The 19,992-nt window shown below is 55.3% G+C and carries 16 protein-coding genes and 1 riboswitch; of the genes, 7 read left to right on the forward strand and 9 right to left on the reverse strand.

What is annotated here, in order from left to right; translation table 11 throughout:
* Positions 1-3: 3 nt before the first annotated feature.
* Entirely contained in the window at positions 4-489 is a 486-nt protein-coding gene (locus tag GAP13_RS04950; RefSeq protein ID WP_158906796.1) for an adenosine-specific kinase, read from the forward strand.
* A gap of 25 nt (positions 490-514) precedes the next feature.
* Here GAP13_RS04950 and GAP13_RS04955 read toward each other — a convergent pair whose 3' ends face one another.
* The 5 genes from GAP13_RS04955 to GAP13_RS04975 form a co-directional block, all read right to left on the reverse strand.
* The gene (locus GAP13_RS04955) at positions 515-1,426 is read right to left on the reverse strand and encodes an ABC transporter ATP-binding protein (protein WP_158906798.1); all 912 of its coding nucleotides are present in this window, start codon (positions 1,424-1,426) and stop codon (positions 515-517) included.
* Positions 1,423-2,520 carry a FecCD family ABC transporter permease gene (locus GAP13_RS04960; protein ID WP_158906800.1) on the reverse strand — a complete coding sequence of 366 codons (1,098 nt, stop codon included), beginning with the start codon at positions 2,518-2,520 and terminating at the stop codon, positions 1,423-1,425. The genes GAP13_RS04955 and GAP13_RS04960 overlap by 4 nt, the downstream gene beginning before the upstream one ends.
* Positions 2,513-3,709, reverse strand: coding sequence for an ABC transporter substrate-binding protein (locus GAP13_RS04965; RefSeq protein WP_158906802.1), 1,197 nt, complete (start codon positions 3,707-3,709; stop codon positions 2,513-2,515). Before GAP13_RS04965 ends, GAP13_RS04960 begins: the two co-directional genes overlap by 8 nt.
* A gap of 25 nt (positions 3,710-3,734) precedes the next feature.
* Positions 3,735-4,017: riboswitch (cobalamin riboswitch) on the reverse strand.
* A 61-nt stretch (positions 4,018-4,078) separates the two neighbouring features.
* A complete protein-coding gene (proB, locus tag GAP13_RS04970; RefSeq protein ID WP_158906804.1) occupies positions 4,079-5,374 on the reverse strand; it encodes a glutamate 5-kinase in 1,296 nt (431 codons plus the stop codon).
* 20 nt (positions 5,375-5,394) lie between these two features.
* Positions 5,395-6,705, reverse strand: a complete 1,311-nt coding sequence (locus tag GAP13_RS04975) for a glutamate-5-semialdehyde dehydrogenase (protein WP_158906806.1) — start codon at positions 6,703-6,705, stop codon at positions 5,395-5,397.
* Between the two features lie 148 nt (positions 6,706-6,853).
* On the opposite strand from GAP13_RS04975, the gene GAP13_RS04980 reads away from it, so the two are divergent.
* A complete protein-coding gene (locus GAP13_RS04980; RefSeq protein WP_158906808.1) occupies positions 6,854-7,732 on the forward strand; it encodes an NAD(P)-dependent oxidoreductase in 879 nt (292 codons plus the stop codon).
* Between the two features lie 279 nt (positions 7,733-8,011).
* Positions 8,012-10,522 carry an HD domain-containing phosphohydrolase gene (locus tag GAP13_RS04985; RefSeq protein ID WP_158906810.1) on the forward strand — a complete coding sequence of 837 codons (2,511 nt, stop codon included), beginning with the start codon at positions 8,012-8,014 and terminating at the stop codon, positions 10,520-10,522.
* Between the two features lie 128 nt (positions 10,523-10,650).
* On the opposite strand, the gene thyX is transcribed toward GAP13_RS04985, so the two are convergent.
* Positions 10,651-11,583 carry an FAD-dependent thymidylate synthase gene (gene thyX / locus GAP13_RS04990; protein WP_158906828.1) on the reverse strand — a complete coding sequence of 311 codons (933 nt, stop codon included), beginning with the start codon at positions 11,581-11,583 and terminating at the stop codon, positions 10,651-10,653.
* Between the two features lie 107 nt (positions 11,584-11,690).
* Here thyX and GAP13_RS04995 point away from each other — a divergent pair, with 107 nt between their 5' ends.
* Positions 11,691-13,766 carry a glycoside hydrolase family 36 protein gene (locus tag GAP13_RS04995; RefSeq protein ID WP_158906812.1) on the forward strand — a complete coding sequence of 692 codons (2,076 nt, stop codon included), beginning with the start codon at positions 11,691-11,693 and terminating at the stop codon, positions 13,764-13,766.
* An 88-nt stretch (positions 13,767-13,854) separates the two neighbouring features.
* Positions 13,855-15,507, forward strand: a complete 1,653-nt coding sequence (locus tag GAP13_RS05000) for a putative manganese-dependent inorganic diphosphatase (protein WP_158906814.1) — start codon at positions 13,855-13,857, stop codon at positions 15,505-15,507.
* 124 nt (positions 15,508-15,631) lie between these two features.
* On the opposite strand, the gene GAP13_RS05005 is transcribed toward GAP13_RS05000, so the two are convergent.
* Genes GAP13_RS05005 through lexA form a run of 3 tightly spaced genes read right to left on the reverse strand, consistent with a single transcriptional unit; the run spans position 15,632 to position 18,466 of the window.
* Entirely contained in the window at positions 15,632-16,810 is a 1,179-nt protein-coding gene (locus GAP13_RS05005) for a TraB/GumN family protein (RefSeq protein WP_158906816.1), read from the reverse strand.
* A gap of 8 nt (positions 16,811-16,818) precedes the next feature.
* Positions 16,819-17,859, reverse strand: a complete 1,041-nt coding sequence (gene holA, locus GAP13_RS05010) for a DNA polymerase III subunit delta (RefSeq protein WP_158906818.1) — start codon at positions 17,857-17,859, stop codon at positions 16,819-16,821.
* A 4-nt stretch (positions 17,860-17,863) separates the two neighbouring features.
* Positions 17,864-18,466 (reverse strand): transcriptional repressor LexA, encoded by a 603-nt coding sequence (lexA, locus tag GAP13_RS05015; protein WP_158906820.1) that lies wholly within the window; start codon positions 18,464-18,466, stop codon positions 17,864-17,866.
* A 160-nt stretch (positions 18,467-18,626) separates the two neighbouring features.
* Here lexA and GAP13_RS05020 point away from each other — a divergent pair, with 160 nt between their 5' ends.
* Together GAP13_RS05020 and GAP13_RS13065 are read left to right on the forward strand one after the other, a co-directional pair.
* Positions 18,627-19,760 (forward strand): hypothetical protein, encoded by a 1,134-nt coding sequence (locus GAP13_RS05020; protein WP_158906822.1) that lies wholly within the window; start codon positions 18,627-18,629, stop codon positions 19,758-19,760.
* Between the two features lie 27 nt (positions 19,761-19,787).
* Positions 19,788-19,992, forward strand: a 205-nt coding sequence (locus GAP13_RS13065) for a hypothetical protein (protein WP_222126151.1), incomplete at its 3' end; no start/stop codon positions are given.

A 19,992-nucleotide genomic window follows, 5' to 3' on the forward strand; every position in this document is an offset into this window, starting at 1 on the left:
GCAATGACCATCGATACGGTAAAACTTGCCTTTCCAGAAGATTGCAACATCATCGTCGGGCAATCCCATTTTATAAAAACAGTCGAAGATGTGGCTGAAATAATGGTTTCCTCCGTCCCCGGCGTCAAGTTCGGGCTCGCGTTCAACGAGGCCTCGGGGCCTTGCCTTGTGCGGACAGAGGGGTCAGACCCCGCCCTCATCGAAGCAGCGCAAAAAATGGCGCTGTCGGTTGGCGCGGGCCACACCTTCTATCTTGTGATCGGGCCAGGGGCATACCCCATCAATGTGCTCGACCGGATCAAAGCAAGCCCGGAAGTTTGCCGGATTTTCTGCGCTACCGCGAACCCTGTGGAAGTGGTGCGCAGCGTGACAGAGCAGGGCGCGGCAATTCTCGGTGTCGTCGATGGCTTTGCGCCCAAAGGCGTCGAGGGCGAAAGCGATAAGGCGGCACGCAAGGCAATGCTGAGGAAGTTTGGGTACAAGTTCTGAGGGCGAGGCACGCGTATTTCAAAAGCTATCTCGCGGAGCGCGGCCTAAAAGTTCCTGTAAGGCTATCGAACGCTACTGTTGGCAGATCGAATGCCCGCCCGATCGCTCCCGAGCGGGCAACCACAAACGGCGCACCCGCAGTAAAACGGTGTTCGCGGTCGAGAACCCACAGCTCATCGGCTGTTTTCAGCGCAAGATCGACTTCGTGCGTGCAGAGCACAACTGCTCTTCCAGCCTCCTGTGCAAGCCGCTCCGCAAGCCGGAAAATTTCTATGCGCGACGGGGCATCCAGAAAAGCAGTAGGCTCATCGAGTACCAGCACAGGCGTATCCTGCGCTACTGCCCGCGCAATCTGCACTTTTTGCTTTTCGCCATCTGAAAGGCTTACAAATGTACGCTGCGCAAAACTATTCATCCCCACGAGCGCGAGCGCTGCTGCAATTTTATGCTTGTCCTCAGAGGTAAGTCGATTCCGCGCATTGGTATAAGGGTAGCGCCCGAACGCAACAAATTCCGATACCGTGAGATAGCCGCTTTCCATGCGCTCGTTGAAGACGCAGGCGAGGAGGCTTGCCCGTTCCTCGACTGGTATCTGGGCGATATTCTTGCCAAGCAGCGAAAGCAGCCCGCCGCAGGGCGCCTGCAAACCCGCAATAGTTCTTAAAAGACTAGATTTACCCGCGCCATTGGGGCCTACGAGCGCGACAAGGTGCCCGGCGTATACTTTGAAACTGATATTCTGTGCAAGAATGTGCTTTTTTCGCCCTTGTTCCCAGCCAATAGCAAGCGATGATGCTTCGAGCGATGCGCGACCGGGCGCTTCGTTTTGCTTGAAGGTGATGCCTGCAAGCCGCGATCCTGCCAATTGCGGCTCAACCAGCCCTCTGCTCGTTTCAGGAATGCCGGGAATATGGCGGGGTAATCGTTCGGGACTCATCGCGCTTCCTCTCCGATTGGTCCTTTCTCTCTTCTAAAAAACATCGAGATGATAATCGGCGAGCCGATAAGCGCAAGCAAAGGATTGATGGGAAGCACAGCTCCTTTGCCAGGAAGCGAGGACAGAATATCAGCTAGAAGCGCGAAACATATGCCGATCAGCGCAGCGCTGGGCACGAGGATTCGATGTTCCGCACTGCGCGTGAGCATTCTCGCACCATGCGGCGCGGCGATGCCGAGAAAGGCAATCGGCCCACAAAACGCGGTCACGCTTCCAGCAAGTATCGATGCTGCAATGAGAAGCTTTGTTCGAGAGGTGCGCACCCGAATGCCGATTGTCGAAGCGAAGCGCTCGCTGATGAGGAATGCGTTCAGCGCTTTCGTCTCTCCGATGATGAGCACAAAACCGAGGGCAGCAGCGCCAGCCAAATAAGGAAGTTCGCCGGTTCGCACGCCGCCGAAAGATCCGTATGTCCATGCAAGGTAGAGCTGGACTTTTTGCGGCGAGCCGAAATACACAAGAAGCGAAACAATGCTCGAAGTCAGATACCCTACCAGCAACCCCATGATGAGCACCGTCACTACTTGCTCGAATCTTCTTGAAATAACGAGAATGACGAGCAAAACGGCGCCCGCGCCCGCGCTTGCCGCGACAACAAGCAAGGTATAGCCAAGTGCCGGCAAGTTTCCGAGAAGCGCGCCGCCAGCTACGCCAACGCCCCCCGCTCCCGCGCCAAGCGCTCCCACCGCACTCCCCGCAAACATCAATACTGCCACCCCGATCGATGCCCCTGCTCCAATACCCAAAGAATCCGGCCCCGCCAGCGGATTGCGGAAAATCGATTGCAGCACAAGGCCCGAAATCGAGAGGCTCGCGCCTGCCACAATCGCGGTCGCTAGCTTCGGAAGGCGAAATATCCGGATAATAGCTGCCCATTCGGGACTGGGCGGCTTGCCAGCCAGCGTATTCCAGACATCGACAAGTGGAATGCGAACCGAGCCGATAGAGATATCGATAAGTGCGAGAATGAGCACACAGAGGCCCAGCCAGACCAGCATAAACCAGCTGCCGCCTCTATCAAAGCGATTATTCATTTAACTTCTTGTAGTACATAAATTTATGACCTGGCAACAGCTCAGGATGGAATATTGCGATAAGATCCGCAAGCACGAGATTCGGGTTCATGACTGCAGATTCAAAATAATCGTTGCCGCCGCCGGGCGACATGCGCAGTTCATTTGTCCAGATCTGGCCTTTTTGGAGAACCGGTAACGCTGCAAAACGCGGGTCGAGGGCTCGGATATCGGCTATTCGATTTGCGCCGTATACCGGATTGAGCCAGATGTCGGCACGCATGGCCCGCTCGAAGACTGCCTCGATAGAGAGATTGAGTCCTCCGGTATCCTTGCTGTCCGCCCAAAGGTAATCCCCTCCTGCATCCTGAATAATCCGCGCCATAAAGCTCTGTCCCCCGGAGACAGTCCAGATTCCCCTAAAAGGTCCATTGACGAGGACTTTGGGGCGGGTCGCCGAGCCGGCGGCAAGGCTCTTGAGTGTGGTATATGCTTTTGCCAGCGCATTGACGCGTTCAAGCGCTTTTTCTTCTTTATTGAAGAAGGCAGCAATGAATACCGCCCACTGCGCTCTCGCAATCGGATCCTGCTCGTTCCAGTCGCCCAGGAGTACGACAGGAAGGCCGACTTCCTGCATTTTAGGGAATGTGTCCCATTCATTGCCAAGGCCATAATTGAAAATGACATCCGGCTTAAGCGCAATCAGCCGTTCGATGTCGGGCATCCAGTTTTTGGAAGTTTCAATAACCTTGCCAGCCTGAATGCGCTCCCGCAGCGCGGGACTGTACACATAGCTCGCATTATCGACACCGACGATCGCCTCGAGCTCGCCAATTCCCTCGAGAGCCGGGATATAGGTGGTTGAATACAAAACAACGCGCTGGACAGGCACCTGGATGAAAAGGTCGGCTTTGATGTCTTTAGGCGGCTGCGAGCCTCGCGGGTAGAGCACATAGGTGCGCGTTGCGTTCGCGCCAGGCCACAGGTTCGAGACTGTGAGGATTTTGTAGCCTGTGCGTTGCTCGATTGAAAAACCTGCGCGTATTTGTGAGCCCGCCGGGACGCCTGCTTGGGCAGCAATCTGGACGCTCGTTTGCGGTCCTATTTGTGCGCCAGTTTGTGAGCCGGCTTGTAGGCCACCGCTCTGGGCAAATGCACAAGTGCTTGCAATAAATAGAAATGCAAGAAAAATGCCGACAGTTCGTCGCATATCCGTCTCCTCCCGCCGAAGAGTCTGGATACTGCCGCTCCGGGCAGGTTTCCTGGCTTGCCGGCCGACACCTGAAGGTTTTTCTTGAACCTTAGGGCGCCCCGTTCAACCTTCCTTCCCGGCTCGCGAGCATTTTGCATGCGGCGCGGTCCAGTGGATCAGGGCCTAACCCTGCGGCAAGACTTGGCTTGCCGGATTGGACGGATACCGGCTCACAGTAGCGGGGGCTGCAACGGTTTTTCACCGTATTCCCTTTTCCGCTCTTCAGCAACGCTGAAAAAGCGGCACCACGGAGCGCGTATGAGGAAATTGTAGCCTCTTGGCCGTGTTTTGGCTAGAACCTGCGGGCAGCTCCAAAACTGCGCCAGCTCATTCATCCAGAAACGCCATCTCCTCAGGCCGGGCGACGACATGCGGCGCATCGGGGCCGAGCAAGGCATCGATTTCATCGGATCGCTTTCCCATTACGGCGAGGAGCTCAGCTGACGAAAAATTGCTGATAATCTTGACGACACCGTTCACGAGCACCACAGCTCCACGCCCGAAATCGCCTTCGACTGCGATCACGCCGCGCGGTAAAAGCGAGTTGCGTTCCCGGATAGCGGCAAGGGCTCCCTGGTCAATAGTGAGCCTGCCTCGGGGCTGGGAATTTTTGAGCCAGCGGATGCGGTTCTTGAGGGCGTGGGCGGCATCGAAAAGAGTTCCGATGGGTTCACCAGCCGCGACGCGCGCAATGACATTGGGTTCGCGTCCATGCGCGATAACCACGCGGCAGCCAGCGTCGCGTGCGATAGCGACCGCAGCGAGTTTTGTCTTCATCCCGCCGGTGGAGAACTCCGAGCCGCGTCCCCCAGCAGCAGCGAGATGCTTTTCCGAGAGTTCGCGGACATAGGGAATTGGTTTTGCGTTCGGATTCTCGCGCGGATCGGAATCGTAGAGGGAATCCACGTCCGAGAGGATAATGAGCAATTCCGCGTCGATTTTGCTTGCGACATAGGCAGAGAGGCGGTCGTTGTCGCCGAATGCATTGCCGATTTCGGCAGTGGAAACAGAGTCGTTTTCGTTGAAGACAGGAATAACGCGACTTTCGAGCAATGTTTCCACTGTCTCGCGGAGGTTGAGGTAGCTGGCGCGGTCGTCCCATTCATCGCGGGTGACGAGGAGCTGGGCAGCAACCAGGCCGAATACGCCAAAAGCCCGCCGGTATTCTTCCATGAGTATAGGCTGGCCGATAGCAGCACATGCCTGGCGCATGCGCACTTCGGTCACGCGCTTGGTGAGCCCGAGCTCACGGGCACCCATGCCGATAGCGCCCGAGGTGACAAGAATGATCTGCTTGCCTTCCTGAACGAGGCCGGCAAATTGCTCGGCAACATGATAAATATATGCGGTATCTATATTTGTACGGCCTCCCGCTGTGGCGCTTTCTTCAGGCAAGAAGCTTTTTCCGTCCGGGCTGAATGCGCGCGTCAGGCGAGCGGGGGTGCTTGCAGGTTTTGTGATGGTGGCGGTGCCGATTTTGACGACAATTCGATTGGCTTTGGCGAGCGCGGCGCGAGCAGCTGCGGCCTCGGCGGTGGCTTCGGGGGTGGCTTTTGTCTCAACTTCAGTAGCGGCGGTCTCAGCTTTGGCCGCGGCTTCGGCGGCAAGTTCTGATAATTGCATGTGTGCTCCTCCTCCTGCGATTATTGGGCGTGCGGGCTTTCGTCGAGGGGCAAATCCTTATGCAGAAAGCGCTTAGCGCCAGACGCATAGTCTGCGACGATGTGCCCCTGGCCTTCGAGAAGCCATTTGTACGTCAGAAGCCCCTGGAGCCCGACAGGCCCTCGCGCGTGCAATTTGCCGGTTGCAATGCCAACTTCTGCGCCAAGCCCATAGCGGTAGCCATCGGCAAAGCGCGTGCTCGCATTATGGTAGACCGAAGCTGAGTCCACGCCCTGCATAAAGGTGCGCGCCGCGAGTGGGCTGGCGCACACGATAGTGTCGGTGTGCCCGCTGCCATATCGGTTGATGTGCGCAATCGCCTCATCGAGCGAGTCGACGATTTTAACCGCCATGCGCAGATCGAGATATTCGACTGACCAATCGTCGTCGGATTTGAGGTTGAAGGGAATATCGGGGCTAATCATGCGCGCCGTCCTCGGGCACACATCGAGCACTACCCCCGCCTGCGCAAGAAATTTAAGTAAAGGGGTCAGACCCCCAAATTTAAAATTTACCAAAAGTACTTCAGCCGCGTTGCAGGAGGCTGGATACTGTGTTTTTGAATCGATCGCAATTGCCGCGGCCATAGCCGGGTCAGCATCTTCATGCACATACACATGGCAGACGCCGTCCGCATGCCCGAGCACCGGTATGCGGCTCGTTGCCTTGATGCGGGCTACAAACTCTTTCGAACCGCGCGGCACGACCAGGTCGACATACTGGTCATACATCAATAACTCGCCGATTTCCTCGCGGCTTTCGAGCAGTGTGAGCCAATATTGAGGGAGCCCCGCTTCTTCGCCAGCCCGGGCGATAATCGAAGCAAGAGCAAAATTGCTCGCGCGCGCTTCACTTCCGCCTTTGAGCACGATGGCATTGCCGCTTTTTACCGCGAGCGAAGCCATCTGCACGAGCGCATCAGGGCGGCTCTCGAAAATCATCGCAATAAGCCCGATCGGACAGCTCACGCGGCGTAGGACAAGCCCGTCATCGAGGAGGCGTGCCTCGAGCACGCGACCAACTGGGTCCGGCATTGCGAGCAAATCCCGAATGCCCGCAAGGACATCAGCCAGCTTTTTGTCGTCAAATACAAGGCGCTTGAGAAGGGGAGCCGGCAGGCCGCTTGCTTGCGCTTGCGCAAGATCTCTCTGATTAGCACGAGCAATTTCCTCTCGGGATTCTTCGAGCTTCTGCGCAATGCGCATAAGTGCGGCATTTTTGACCTCTATCCCTACAGAGAGAAGCTGCGCCGCAGCCCGAGACGCGTGTTCAAGGCGTTCCTGCATATTCATGCAATAGACTATATAAAAAACTCATGGTATCGACCAGAGGTCGAAACTTGCCGGATGGTTTTTTTGCCCAATATTTGATGATATTATTAATAAACTGTATATGCACGCAATTCTTTCATATTGAAAACAAGAATAAGGAGCAACCGATATGCCACAGAAAACAATCGGTTTTATTGGCCTTGGAGTGATGGGCGGCGCAATGGCTGGTCATATTCGCGCTTCGGGAGAGCGGCTACTGATTTACACCCGTACGAAAAGCAAGGCGCAGATGCTTCTCGATGCGGGCGCCGAATGGCGGGATTCTCCCAAAGAGCTTGCCCACGAATGCGATGTCATCTTCACCATGGTGGGTTATCCCTCCGACGTCGAGGAGGTCTACTTCGGGCCTGAAGGACTTATCGAGAATGCCAGACCAGGCGCCATTCTCGTTGATGCGACGACATCCCGGCCGGACCTCGCCGTGCGCATCTATGAAGCAGCCAAAGCGCGCGGGCTCGGAGCACTGGACGCGCCGGTCTCCGGCGGCGACATCGGCGCGAAGAACGCCACACTCACCATCATGGTCGGCGGCGACGAAGAAGCTTTCCAGTCTGTGAAGCCGCTTCTCGAAGTCATGGGCAAAACCGTAATCCGCCAGGGAGGGCCGGGAGCAGGTCAGCACACCAAAATGGCCAACCAGATCGCTGTAGCGGGCAACCTGCTAGGGGCTGTCGAAGCCGTAACCTATGCGCGCAGCGCGGGGCTCGATCCTCGGCGCATGCTTCTCTCTATTGCAAATGGCGCGGCGCAGAGCTGGCAGCTGTCGAACAATGTGCCAAAAATGCTCGATGGCAATTTCGATCCGGGCTTCTACATCAAGCACTTCCTCAAAGATTTGCGCATCGCGCTCGATGCGGCTCATGTGATGAAAATCGAACTTCCGATGGTGGCGCTTGCCGAGCGGCTGTTTGCGAAGCTTGTCGCAGAAGGCATGGGAGACCTGAGCACGCATGCGATTTATCTTTTGTACGAGCGCGGGCTGGTGTAATCGCGTTAGTGCAGTTGTGTTAGTGTAATTGCGTTAGTGTAATCGGGCTGGTGTAATGGCGCGCATCATAATCGAAGGAAGAGAAGATTGATAGAATTGGCGATAATAGAAATATTGATCTACAAAGAGCCTAAATAATCTCTAAAATAGTATTTCTTTCTAAAACGAAGGATATTGCATAGCAATAAGTAACTTCATGAAGTTGACTATTCCAATGTTTTACTTAATTAATTACATCCGTATAGATAAATTTTATTTTGCGCGTGCGAGGCGTCATACATGAGCGATGCGTACGACCAGTGGCAAAGAATATTTGCCTCATCTGCAGCAGGTTTTGTCGTGCATGTGGATGGCGTGATTGCTGATATAAATGAGACGGCAATCAAAATACTTGGCGGTGCCGATAAAAATGATTTTATCGGCAAACGCTTTATGGAAGATTTCATTCATCCCGATTTTCATCCGATTATCAAGCTGAGGCGAGAGCAGCTGAAGAGCGGTGGGCAGGTTCTTGCACCCGTTGAGATGCGTATTAGGCGCCTCGACGGTTTTCTCGTGGATGTGTTGAGCGCTGCTACTGGGATACTGTCGGGAGAAAGTCTATATGTAGAAGTCCTGTTAATAGATATCACTTCAGTTAAGCGGCGGGAGCGGCTTCTTGAGGCGTTTTCCGAGATGATGAATATCACTACTGAAGAACAGAACCCTCTGGATATAAAAGGTGCAATGCGACATTTGCAGCAGGCAATGCAGTGCTTATATCCAGAAAGCGCGTATGCTGGGTATGTATCTTTCTTTTCGATGGCGAAACACTTGCCTTTTGCGAGCAGAACCATGCAGAAATATATGCAACCCACTGTCTATACATTTTCACCGCTTCCTGCTGGTTTTGAAAAATGGCTCATGGATACCGCTTCTGACTATTCCCAGCCGTGGGATGATGATTCGGCGCTAACGGCTATAATTGATATTCCTTCCAGCGTTGAAAATGAGGGGAAGGCTGTGCTGCAGCCATTTGTCATGGATGGAAGAGCTTTTGGATGCTTTTTCTGGACATTTAAAAAGGGCGGAATCCCCATTCGCCTTGATGAAGATAAAGAGCGGCTTAAGGCTTTTTCTCTCGCGGTTTTAAGCTCTATAAAGACATTTTTTCTCAGGCAAGAAAATGTACAGAGAACCTCCGATCTCGGCATACTTCATCAGGCCACACTTCAGATCGGCAAAATTGACAATCTTCAGGATATTGCGAACGCTGTGCTGGACATATTACAAAAAGAAAAGGGCTGGCGCCCTGCTGTCATACGATTCAAGTCTCGCACCGCGGATATTCTCGAGACTACTGCTTGCCGTCCTGCGAGAGCCATGACAGAAGAAGAATTGCGACTTTACATCAGAAAAATAAATGATCTTGTCCGCAAGCCAGGGCAAGGCATGACGGGCTATGTCATCGAGCATGGCGAGCCAATCCGTTCGCTCGATCTGCCCTCAGATCCTCGCTATATCGAAACAGATCCAGGGATCCGCTTTGGCATCTATGCGCCAATCCCTATCGAAGGCAAGGTTGAAGGAGCGATAGGGGTCGAAAGCGCGGATTATGCATTCTCTGAATCTGACCTTGCGTTTCTTTCTTCGCTGGGTGAGCTTACTGGCATGGCTGTCCGCTCAGTGCGGCTTATTGAGGTGCTGAGCGAAAGGGTGCGCTGGCTGGAGATTTTGCATGAAATCAATCTGCAGGTGGGAGTAGAAGCAAAACCTGAAGAGCTGTATGGAATTCTCATCAACAGGGCAATGAAAGCGACAGGCGCGGAATCCGGTGCACTTCTCATCTATGACGCTGAGCAGAACGTGCTGAAATCGCATGCAGCTCGAGGATGGCTTAAGACGATTACCAAAGAACCATTTACCGCGCGCGATGGAATTACCGGGACAGTATTCAGCACAGGGCGGACGCGCCTTTCGCCACATCTTGAAGATGACCCTCTGCTTTTGTCGCGAAGTCGCGCATTCGTTCCAGCGGGCAGGGCTAACATCGCTGTTCCAGTCAAAGCAGGCGGAATGGTCATCGGTGTCTTTCACTTGGCGATGAAGGCTCCTGTTTCGTTTAGCCAAGAATTTATAGAACTAGTCGAGATGTTCGGCTCATATGCAGGAATCATTATCAGAAGAATACAGCTTATCGATGCGCAGCGCAGTGCTCAAAGCGAGCTGCGCAAAGCCTACGACGAAACGCTTGAAGGCTGGGCACGGGCAATTGGCATGCGGGATGACGAAACACTCAGGCATACATCGAGAGTTGTAAAGATTGCGCTCGCCATTGGGAAAGCGATGCATCTCGATGCACAATCGCTCGAAGATTTGCGCCGAGGTGCCCTTTTGCATGATATAGGGAAAATAGGCATTCCTGACAGCATTCTGCGCAAACCCGGATCTCTCAGCAAAGAAGAACAGCGAATCATGCAGACGCATGTGTCATTCGCCAATGAGCTTCTAAAACCAATCAAATATCTTGAACGGGCAATAGTCGTTCCCTATTCCCACCACGAGCGTTGGGATGGCACAGGGTATCCGCAGCAGCTTAAGGGCGAAGATATTCCGCTTCTGGCGCGGATTTTTGCTGTTGCGGATGTCTACGACGCGATGACGAGCGACCGGCCGTACCGCAGCGCCCATACAAAGGATGAGGCTTTGATCTACGTCCGCACGCAGGCCGGGAAACATTTCGATCCAAAGGTGGTGGAAGCATTTCTTTCGGTCGTTGATTCGATCGATGCCCAGATGGATGAGCAGTAGCAAATGTCGCGTGCGCGGGCAAGAGCTGGCGCGAACCAGACAGAGCCCGCCATGGGCTTTCTGAAAATGCAGCCCTCAGGCTAGAGTTGGCGGCTCTGCAGGTAATGCATTTTGAAACGGGCGTGCTGTCATAGCTGGCGGCTGCTTTTCAGTTTTTCCTCAAAGCGCTCGAGTTCTTTTTTGGAGAGGAGGGAGACCGAAGAGCTAGAAGGCTGGTTGGCGGCCGGCTCTGAAAATTGCGGCGGCTGGTTCGTACCAGGCGCGCTTTCCGCGCTGTCCGCTCTGTCGTGCTGGCCCAGACCGAGCCGCCGGCGAAGTTCATCCATTTCGGGCCCGGAGAAGCGCACTCCATGCAGAATATGCTTTTCGAAACTTGCGGTGGCGGCCGGCGCCACCTTGCGTGTGATGTCCAGAATCACCTCCGCATACTGGCGGATTTCGCGCTGGGCGTGCGAATCGAGGCGGAGCATAAGGAAGCGGAAGAGGTTATGCAGGTCGATCTGCCAATACCATTCTGTGTAGAGCGAAAGCGGCAGTACGATGCGCGCGATTTCCCGGGCGAGGCCAAGGTCGAGGAGGCGTTGGTATTGCTGGTAGGAGAGCTCGCCGCCTTCTTTCAGGATTGCCCGAATCCGGTTGGCGGTTTCAGGGTCGAAGGGAATGTCTGCGCGGCCCTGTTTGTTGTCCTCGCTCTGTGGCGCGAGCGCCTCGGGCTCAGGAAGAAAAAATTCATCTTTCATGATCGAGTAGCGGCCTGAGATTTCGTTCACGCGGGCGGTGCGGTGGCGGATCCATTGGCGCGCGACAAAAATCGGCAGCTTTATATGGAATGTCAGCACGACTTGCTCGAAGGGGCTCGTGTGCTCGTGGCGCAAAAGGTAATCGATGAGCGCAGCATCTTCGCGATAGCTCTTGGTGCCTTCGCCATAGGAAACACGGGCGGCTTGCACAATGCGCTGGTCTCCGCCAAGGTAGTCGACCAGGCGCACAAAGCCTTTGTCGAGTACAGGGAATTCTTTGTCGAGGATTGCTTCAGCTTCGGGGACAATGCAGTGGGCCATGGGAGCATTGTAGCAGAAAAGCCCGAGCGCTTGTAGCGCCAGCTTGCGAACCGTTCTGTTCGCGCACTCTCCCGCGCGGGCTGTCTTTATGGTAGAATCCTGCATCTATGAATCCGACTATTGAGGCTACATTTCAGAAAATACCCGGCGATGTGCTGAAGATCCTGTTTCGCGCGCGTGAGGATTTTTCGTGCGATGAGCCGCTCCTGGAGCTTGGTGAGTTTGAGGTACGGGAGCTGTGCCATGCTTTGGGGAACGAGTGCAGGGCAGCCGAAGAAGCCTCGGGGCAGAAGGCCGTGGCGCTCGAGAGGTCGCGCTCGCGCTTTGTGTGGATAAACGGCTGGCAGTCGTGGTCGTTTGCGGGGGAAATTGCGAGGATGGAAAGGCCGCGCCGCGCCTTTTACAAGCGGGTTTTGAATGTTTTCGTGGACCATCCGGCGGAGGTGGCGCTGCGGCAGCGGGCGCGGCGCTTCTTGCACCGGCACGACATCATTTCCCACTTCATGCTCGGGCTGCGGTCGGGAGACTTGCGCTTGGCGCTCGTCTCGGACAATGTGGCGCGCTATATGGGGACGAGCGCTATCGGAGCAGCAGGCGTAGGGCGAGCAAGCGGGACGGCAAGTTCTGGAAGTGCTACTGATGAAAAAGCAGGTGATTCTGCAGTCTCAGGCGCGCGGCTAGTTGATACTTTTGGTGCTTCTTTGTACCTGCCGCCAATCAGTTTTCTGTTGCGGGGCAACAAAATCAGAATTTTTGCGTATGCCGAAGGCGGCAACTTCAGGCGCGGCCAGATTGTCGCGCGGGTCGCAGTTCTGATCGCTCCGGGTTATTTCGCCCTCAAGGACAAGATTGCCGGGCTCTGGGGTGCACACGGGCGCTTTGAAGACCTTCGCTGGCTTTCTTTGGAAGCGCAGAGCGCCAAGGGCGCGGGGTTTGAAGGTGGAGGCGCAAGCTCCGGGGCGAGGGCTGGGCAGGGCTCGGAAGAGCCTGCGCATCCTTTCCAGGGTGTTATCGGCGGCTACGAGAGCTGGTATAACCACTATACCGCGATCGATGAGCGTATTATCGGAGCTGACCTCGCATCTATCGGCGCAAATAACAATATAGTAAATAATTATTTTATCCGCCGCGGGCGCCCCACTGTGTTCCAGATCGACGATGGCTGGGAACTCGCGATCGGCGACTGGGAAGCGCATCCGGAAAAATTCCCCTCGGGAATGGCTGCGCTCGCCTGCCGTATTCGCGACAAGAACCTTATTCCCGGGCTCTGGCTGGCGCCGTTTCTCCTCATGCCCGATTCGAAGACCGCCAAAGCCCATCCCGAGTGGATTCTTCGCGACAGGGACGGGGCTCCTGTCCGCGCCGGATGGAACCCGAACTGGGGCGGCGATGTGTGGTGCCTCGATCTTTCCCTGCCTGAAGTCGAGGCCAATCTTGCAAGTCTTTTCGACATGGTGGTGAATGAGTGGGGCTACCGCTACCTCAAGCTCGATTTTCTGTATGCGGGGCTCATGCGCGGGGCCTTTGCCGGCAGAAAGGGCGGAGCCTGGGAGCACTACGCCCGTATAATGGCGCGCATCCTTGAATTCTCGATCGCTGCTGACGGAAGCCCCGTCGCCTTCCTCTCCTGTGGTGCGCCCATCGAATCGACGGCGCCATTCATGCCGCTCATGCGCTCAGGAGCGGATACGCGCGAGCACTGGGAATGGCCGCAGCTCAGGCTGATTGGCCATCAGGGGCGCCCTTCGGCGAAACTCAACATGCAGGACAGCATCGGGCGCGCGATTCTCGACAAAACGCTTCTCCTCTGCGATCCAGACGTGATCTTCTGCCGCACTGAGCGCACAAGCCTCAAAGATACCGAAAAATTCCTGGTGGGAATGGTCGCTGCCATGTTCGGTTCCCAGATTATGAGCTCGGATGACCCAGCCGGTTTCGGGCGCGTACCGCCGCAAAGCGGTCAGCTCAGCGAACCAGAATTCACGAATCAGATCCTCGACTGGTATCAGCGCATCGAGAGCAAGAAATTCGGCGTCGAACGAAGCAGTGTGCGCGTGCGCGAGGTGTACCGCTTTTTTTCGAGGGAAAAAGCTGTGTATGGCATGATAAATCTTTCTGACAGAGAGCAATTTTCAGATGGCGCGCCAGTACCGAAGCATTCCATGCTCATTTTTGGTGCGTGAAGTGGGCGCTGCAGAGGCACGAGCATGCAATACATCCAGGCAATCAGGGTTTTTGCTCTGTGCTGAATCATAAACGCAGGGAGATGGTATGTCAAAAACGGTCTATGTCATCGGGCACAAGAATCCCGATACCGATTCGGTTGTGGCCGCCGCTGCATATGCGGCACTCAAGCGCGCACAGGGACAACCGCAGGTCAAAGCAGCTCGCGCGGGCGCGGTGAATCCCCAGACCGAGTATATTTTTCAGCGCTTTGGTGTGCCGCTGCCGGAATTCATCCCCGATTTGATTCCCAAAGCTGAATACTACATCGACGAACTGCCGCCTGTGATCCGCGAGCATACGCCTTTGTGGGAAGCGCTGGTGCTTCTCGAGCAATCACCGCGCCAGGTCATGCCCATTGTCGATGCCATTGGCGCCTATAAGGGGCTTTTCTATTACAATGCGTTCGCAAAGAATATTCTCACCAAAATCAATCCTCACCGCAAAGCGGTTATCCCTACCTCAATCGGGCACCTCATCGATACCATCAAGGCCCAGCCGCTCGTTCCCACCGATTGCGAAGCCATGTTCAACGGGCGCATTGTCGTCGCCTCGCTCTCTGCCGAACGCTTCCAGGACTATATCCACGCCGAGCCAGCCCACAACAAGGTCGTACTGGTTGGCGACCGCGAAGAAGTCATGCGCATCGCCATCGAGGCTGGGGTACGTGCCCTCATCATTACGAACGGCTTTATCCCTTCAAAAGACATCACAAAGCTTGCCGAGGCCAAGGGCGTTGCGATTCTCATTTCTTCGTATGACACCTCATCGACGTCTTTACTCGCGCTCTATTCGACGCCGGTTATCAGCGTCGCCGATGCATCGATAAAGCCGATCGGGCCGCGCGACTTCATGAAAACCGCAAAGCTTGCCATTGCCGCCTCACCGGCGCGGGCTGTGCCTATCGTCGATGATGGCGGAAAAGTTGTCGGGCTTCTCACCGAAGGCGATCTTATCCGCGAGCCGAATATCGAGCTCATCCTTGTGGATCATCATGAATTTTCGCAGGCTGTGGACGGAATCCAGAACTATCATATTCAGGAAGTGATCGATCACCACCGAATCGGGACGTTTTCGACGCCATATCCCATTACGTTTATCAACCGAGTGGTTGGCTCGACGAGTACGATTATCACTTCGATGTATAGGGAATCGAGGACGCCGCTCGACCGCGCAATTGCCTCGATCCTGCTCTGTGGGATTCTCTCCGATACCTTGGTGTTCAAATCGGCGACGACAACCGACACCGATCGCGAAATGGCTGATTATCTGGCATCAATCACCGATCTGACGATTGAGGAGCTGGGCCGGGACATTATGGGTTCGGCGTCGCTTGCTGCCCGCCTGCCGATCGATCAGCTTTTACGCATGGACCGCAAGGAATACGAGGTGCAGGGCAAGAAGCTCACAGTGAGCCAGATCGAGCTGACAAACTCGCAGGAACTACTCGCCAGGCAGGAAGAAGTGCTCCAGGGACTTGCGCACATCCGTACTGAGATGGGAGCGTATCTCGCCGCGCTTATGGCGACGGATATTACCAAGTTCGAGAGTATACTGTACATCGATGCGGATCGCGAATTCTATGCGTATCTCAGCTATCCGATGCAGCAGCCGGGCATTTATATTCTGAAGGATGTGCTGTCGCGCAAGAAGCAGCTCATGCCGGCGCTGACGGAGATGGTGCAGGCTGCGCTGGGGTGAGAGGGGGACGGCTGAATTTGGCAGCCTGAGCAGCCGCGCCGGGGCCGCGGCCTGTCAATGCGGTGCCCTACGCTCGCAGGCGCCCTTGCAAAGCGCGCTCCATGACAGCAGCTAGTCGCGCCACCTACCCGATCGCTCTCGACGCCAGAATCGGCAGCGCGATAAAGTTTCCGATCATCCCGCCGATGCTCGACAGGAAAAACACAAGTAAGATGTGCGTGATGCGGTTTTTGTAAAATCCCTTGAAGCTGGTGACATCATCGGCGAGATTTTCTGCATCCTGCACGGTCGGCTTACGGAAATATGCCTCGATCACCGCCGCGAAGAGCCCTATCGCGAGCACCGGGTTGAGGGTCGCCACCGGCGCTAGCAAGAATGACGCTATAATCGTCACCGGATGCGCCATGCATACGAGTGATCCCAGCGCCGCCAGCGAGCCATTCAGCAAGATCCATCGTTCGATCATCGCGAGGCTCGCCTGAGAGCCGGAACGAAAAAAGCCGATTGCGATGAGCGCCACAATCAAAAGCGGTATGAGCCAGCCGGCCGATTTCGCAAACCAGCCCGGTTTCGGCATGTCTTCGATATCGGAAACATCAGCGGCGACTTCTCCCCGCTGGAGCTTGCCGAGCCACTGCTCGATACCGTTCATGTGCCCGGCGCCGACAACGGCAACTACCTTCTGTTCGGTGGTTTCAAATATTTTCGTAGCCAGATAGCGGTCGCGCTCGTCGATGAGCACTTCCTTGACCGATGGCATAAATTCGGCGAGTTCGTTCATCATCGACTCGAGTTCGTTGCTCTCTTTGAGCTTTTCGAGGTCGCTCTCGCTCACTTTTTCGCGCGAAAATGCGGACTCGATAAGGCTTGCCAAAAGCTTTGACTTGTTCCAGAGGTTGGATTTTGCCCATGCGCGCTTGAGGGTGAGTTGGACTTCGCGGTCGATTGCTGACCAGGGAATCCCCATTTCCTGCGCTGTCTCGATTGCTGCCATCATCTCCTCACCGGGCTTTGTGCCGAGGTCTGCGCCAAGACGCTTCTGAAAGCCTGCGAGCGCCAGGTTTGCAAGGAGGAGAAAGCCCTTGCCTTCTTTGAGAACTTTGATGATATCGAGCTGTTCCCAGCGACTGTCCTGCTGGATAGCCTGGTAGCGCCCCATGTCGATTTCGACGCAGACACGTCCTGGCTCTTCCTGGCGGATGGTCTCTTTTGCTTCTTCGATGCTTTCTTTTGAAATATGGGCGGTGCCGACGAGTATGATCTGTCGTTCGCCGAGCTGAATTGTTCTGATTGTTTGCGGCATACGATGTCCTAAAGCACAAGATGCGGATAGATGCCTTGCTCGCTCCATCCGGCGGCAGCAAGTCCCTGTCCTTTTTCGGTGATTATAGAGGTAATAAGAAGATGCAGCAATTGCCGGTCGAAGACGCTGCCAAGCGGGCCGCGGATGGCGCCTTCGGTTTCGGAGAGCGCAACAATAATGCGCCGGCAGTCTGCAGGGGAATAGCGCTGGAGCGCGGCGCGAATCTGTCGTTGGATAGTCTTCGAGCGGGCTTGTTCGCGCAGGCATACATCCTCGAAGCGTTCACCGCGGGCGAGTGCTTCGCCAATCCGCTGGAGGCGGCGGAAACTCCACACAAGAGCGGCGATAATCTGGTTTGCATCGCCCCGGCGCGAATCGAGCACGCTGTTGAGCACTTCGAGCGAGACTGCAAGGTCTCCCTGTGCGATTCTGTCGAAGAGGGTAAAGGCATCCTCCGGCTTTGAGCGAAGAATAGCTGCTTCCACATCTGGCGCAGCAAGCTTGGTGCCGCTTGGAAAGCTCGCGCTCAGAATGAGGCAGGCAGCTTTGAGGGCAGCTGTGTCGTGCGGCACAAGCTCAAGCAAGGACTCGAGGGCTTCCTCATCGAGGGTGAGCGCAGCACCGGAAAGCTCGCAGCGCACCCACCCAGCCAGCTCGTTTTCGAACAGCTCAAAAAAAGTCTTCCGGCAGGAAGGCGGAACAGTTTTTTCGATTGCCTTGGGGACGGAGTAACCATCGGTTTCGAGGAGCAGCACGGTATTTTCAGCTGGCGCGCCACAGTAGCTCGCAAGCGCGTCGATATCAGCTTTTTGGCTAAGTTGCTCGGCATTGCGGAATTCGACAATCACCCAGGACGAAAAAAGCGAGCTGTTCTGCAACAGCGAAATTGCTTCGAGAGGCAAGGTGTCACCAGCATAGATGCGATGTACTTCCGGCTCGTCGCCTCCGAGTTTGCGCGCTTTGCCAATAATATCAGCGACAAAGGCTTCCTTGAGCCCGATTTCCGGCCCGGCAAGTATCCACACTGGGGGAATGAGCGCTTCTGCCATGAGTTCAGTAGCTCCTGTAGATACCGCGAAGCCTGCCAAGAATTCTCAAATCCTGCGTATAGATAGGTGCATAGCGCGGATTTTCGGCCTGGAGCCGGTAGCGGTTGTTCTCTATAAAAAAGCGTTTAAGCGTCACATTCTCTTCAAGCAGGGCAACGACGATGTCGCCGTTCTGCGCGGTCTCGCATTGCTCGATAATGGCGATATCGCCGGAAAGAATGCCTGCGCCGATCATGCTGTCGCCTTTTACGCGGACCGCAAAGTGTGGAACGCGATTGGCGACAAGGTCTGCCGGAATGGCTATTGTCCGTTCAAAATTTTCGTCGGCAAAAATGGGCCTCCCCGCTGCAATTTCGCCCAGAAGTGGAATTTGAATGACCGGGGCATCGCCCTGCGGCGGGGCAATAAGCTCGATTGAGCGGGAGCGCTTTTCCGATGTTTTGATATGGCCTTTTTTTTCGAGGGCTTTGAGGTGGTCGTAGGCGCCTTTGACTGAAATTGAGAATGCTCGCGCGGTTTCCCTAACAGTGGGGGGATAATTATTCGTCTGAATATATTCGTGGATGAAATTGAGAATTTCTTTCTGGCGCGAGGTCAGGTCTTTCATCGGGGCTCCTGTGGGTGTGTATAGTATACAGCATAAAAAGGGGTCGCATGCAAGTGCCTCTTTAGTGCTCCCAACCTTGTGCCAGAGTTGAAGTAAGCATTCACATTCTCGCGTCTACCTCTATGAGAAGACTCACCACTCTCTATGGAGGTAGATGCCGATGGAATCTTTCCCTTTCTGCCCGAATCCTCACTGTGTCTGGCACAGTAACGCACCAGATTTCGCTTGGGCAAAGCCCAAGGGCTTCTATACCACCAAGGCATTTGGCCGCGTCCAACGCTACCAGTGTTCCGCCTGCCACAGGACCTTCTCTTCCCAAACCTTCTCGTTAGCCTACTATGTGAAGCGGCCAGTGGCTTTACCCGATATCGTTGCTCGCCTTGTAAGCGGCGAAAGCTTAAGGGCCATGAGCCGCAACCTCGCAGTCTCCCTCAACCTCCTGTCCAATCGCATCGATCGGCTTACCCGCCAGGCAATCGCCCTGCACAGCATCTGCCTTGCATCCCGAGCTGGGTATGACGATATCTGTATCGATGGCTTTGTCTCCTTCGATACTTCCCAGTATTTCCCGAGCGAAATCCCCATCGCCATCACTGCCCATTCCCAGTTCATCCTCGACTTCAGCCATGCCAGCCGCCGCAGGTCGGGCACCATGACGGCTGCCCAGAAGGCAAAGGCGCGGGAGCTCTACCGTCGTATCCCCTTAGAGCGCGGCGCACTCGCCCGCTCCTTCCGCGAAACCCTCGTACACGCCCTGCAGCTGCAGCCACCCGCTCCCTACCGGCCCTTTGTCCTCATCACCGATGAAAAGCCCGACTATCAGCGCGTGCTCCATAGGCTTGCAGCCTTCCGCACGCAGACTGAACACACTCGCCTCGTCCACTGGACGATCAGCTCGAAGCTGCCCCGGACGCTCAGCAATCCCCTTTTTTCTTCCAACTACATCGACCGGGAGCTGCGCAAAGACCTCGCGCACCACCACCGGGAAACAGTCTGTTTCAACCGCAATGTCGCAAACGGCATGATGCGCCTCAGCTTGTACCTCCTTGGCCACAACTACCTCAAGCCCTTTCGTATTCGCGCACATAAAGGAGCGCATCCTCGTACACATGCTGAGGCAGCGGGGATTCCGGTGCAGCTTGTGCAGCACTTTGTGCAGGCGCTCACTGGTGGGATACGGGCATTCTTGAGCCGCTGCACACTCTCCGAGACGATGCGGCGGACCTGGGAGAAGCGCTGGAAGACGCCAGGGAAAACAAAGGCTGAGTACATTCCGAAGTATGCGCTTGCATAAAATGGTTTCGGGAGTGAAGAAAGAAGGATGCGCTGGTCTCGCGCATCTGAAGGGAAGATCAAGGAAGAGAGAGGTGCTGGCTTGGTAGTGCGCGCTGTTCGCTTGGCACAAGGTTGGGAGCACTACATATTGCCTGCCGAGCTAAAACACGGTAGCCCTTCTTCCGCAGTTGAAACGCCAAAAATGAACGCAAGTTATTGCTATGGAATTAATTATGCTGTTTGGTCGGAAA

This window comes from Rectinema subterraneum, from assembly GCA_009768935.1.
In the GTDB taxonomy this organism is placed as follows: domain Bacteria; phylum Spirochaetota; class Spirochaetia; order Treponematales; family Rectinemataceae; genus Rectinema; species Rectinema subterraneum.

Bases quoted from the DNA above. Each gene is read 5' to 3' on its own strand.
- GAP13_RS04950 (WP_158906796.1), top strand. From the start codon at position 4: ATGACCATCGATACGGTAAAACTTGCCTTTCCAGAAGATTGCAACATC.
- GAP13_RS04955 (WP_158906798.1), bottom strand. From the start codon at position 1,426: ATGAGTCCCGAACGATTACCCCGCCATATTCCCGGCATTCCTGAAACG.
- GAP13_RS04980 (WP_158906808.1), top strand. From the start codon at position 6,854: ATGCCACAGAAAACAATCGGTTTTATTGGCCTTGGAGTGATGGGCGGC.
- GAP13_RS04995 (WP_158906812.1), top strand. From the start codon at position 11,691: ATGAATCCGACTATTGAGGCTACATTTCAGAAAATACCCGGCGATGTG.
- GAP13_RS04975 (WP_158906806.1), bottom strand. From the start codon at position 6,705: ATGAATATGCAGGAACGCCTTGAACACGCGTCTCGGGCTGCGGCGCAG.
- GAP13_RS04985 (WP_158906810.1), top strand. From the start codon at position 8,012: ATGAGCGATGCGTACGACCAGTGGCAAAGAATATTTGCCTCATCTGCA.
- GAP13_RS04965 (WP_158906802.1), bottom strand. From the start codon at position 3,709: ATGCGACGAACTGTCGGCATTTTTCTTGCATTTCTATTTATTGCAAGC.
- GAP13_RS05020 (WP_158906822.1), top strand. From the start codon at position 18,627: ATGGAATCTTTCCCTTTCTGCCCGAATCCTCACTGTGTCTGGCACAGT.
- holA (WP_158906818.1), bottom strand. From the start codon at position 17,859: ATGGCAGAAGCGCTCATTCCCCCAGTGTGGATACTTGCCGGGCCGGAA.
- proB (WP_158906804.1), bottom strand. From the start codon at position 5,374: ATGCAATTATCAGAACTTGCCGCCGAAGCCGCGGCCAAAGCTGAGACC.
- GAP13_RS04960 (WP_158906800.1), bottom strand. From the start codon at position 2,520: ATGAATAATCGCTTTGATAGAGGCGGCAGCTGGTTTATGCTGGTCTGG.
- GAP13_RS05005 (WP_158906816.1), bottom strand. From the start codon at position 16,810: ATGCCGCAAACAATCAGAACAATTCAGCTCGGCGAACGACAGATCATA.
- lexA (WP_158906820.1), bottom strand. From the start codon at position 18,466: ATGAAAGACCTGACCTCGCGCCAGAAAGAAATTCTCAATTTCATCCAC.
- thyX (WP_158906828.1), bottom strand. From the start codon at position 11,583: ATGGCCCACTGCATTGTCCCCGAAGCTGAAGCAATCCTCGACAAAGAA.
- GAP13_RS05000 (WP_158906814.1), top strand. From the start codon at position 13,855: ATGTCAAAAACGGTCTATGTCATCGGGCACAAGAATCCCGATACCGAT.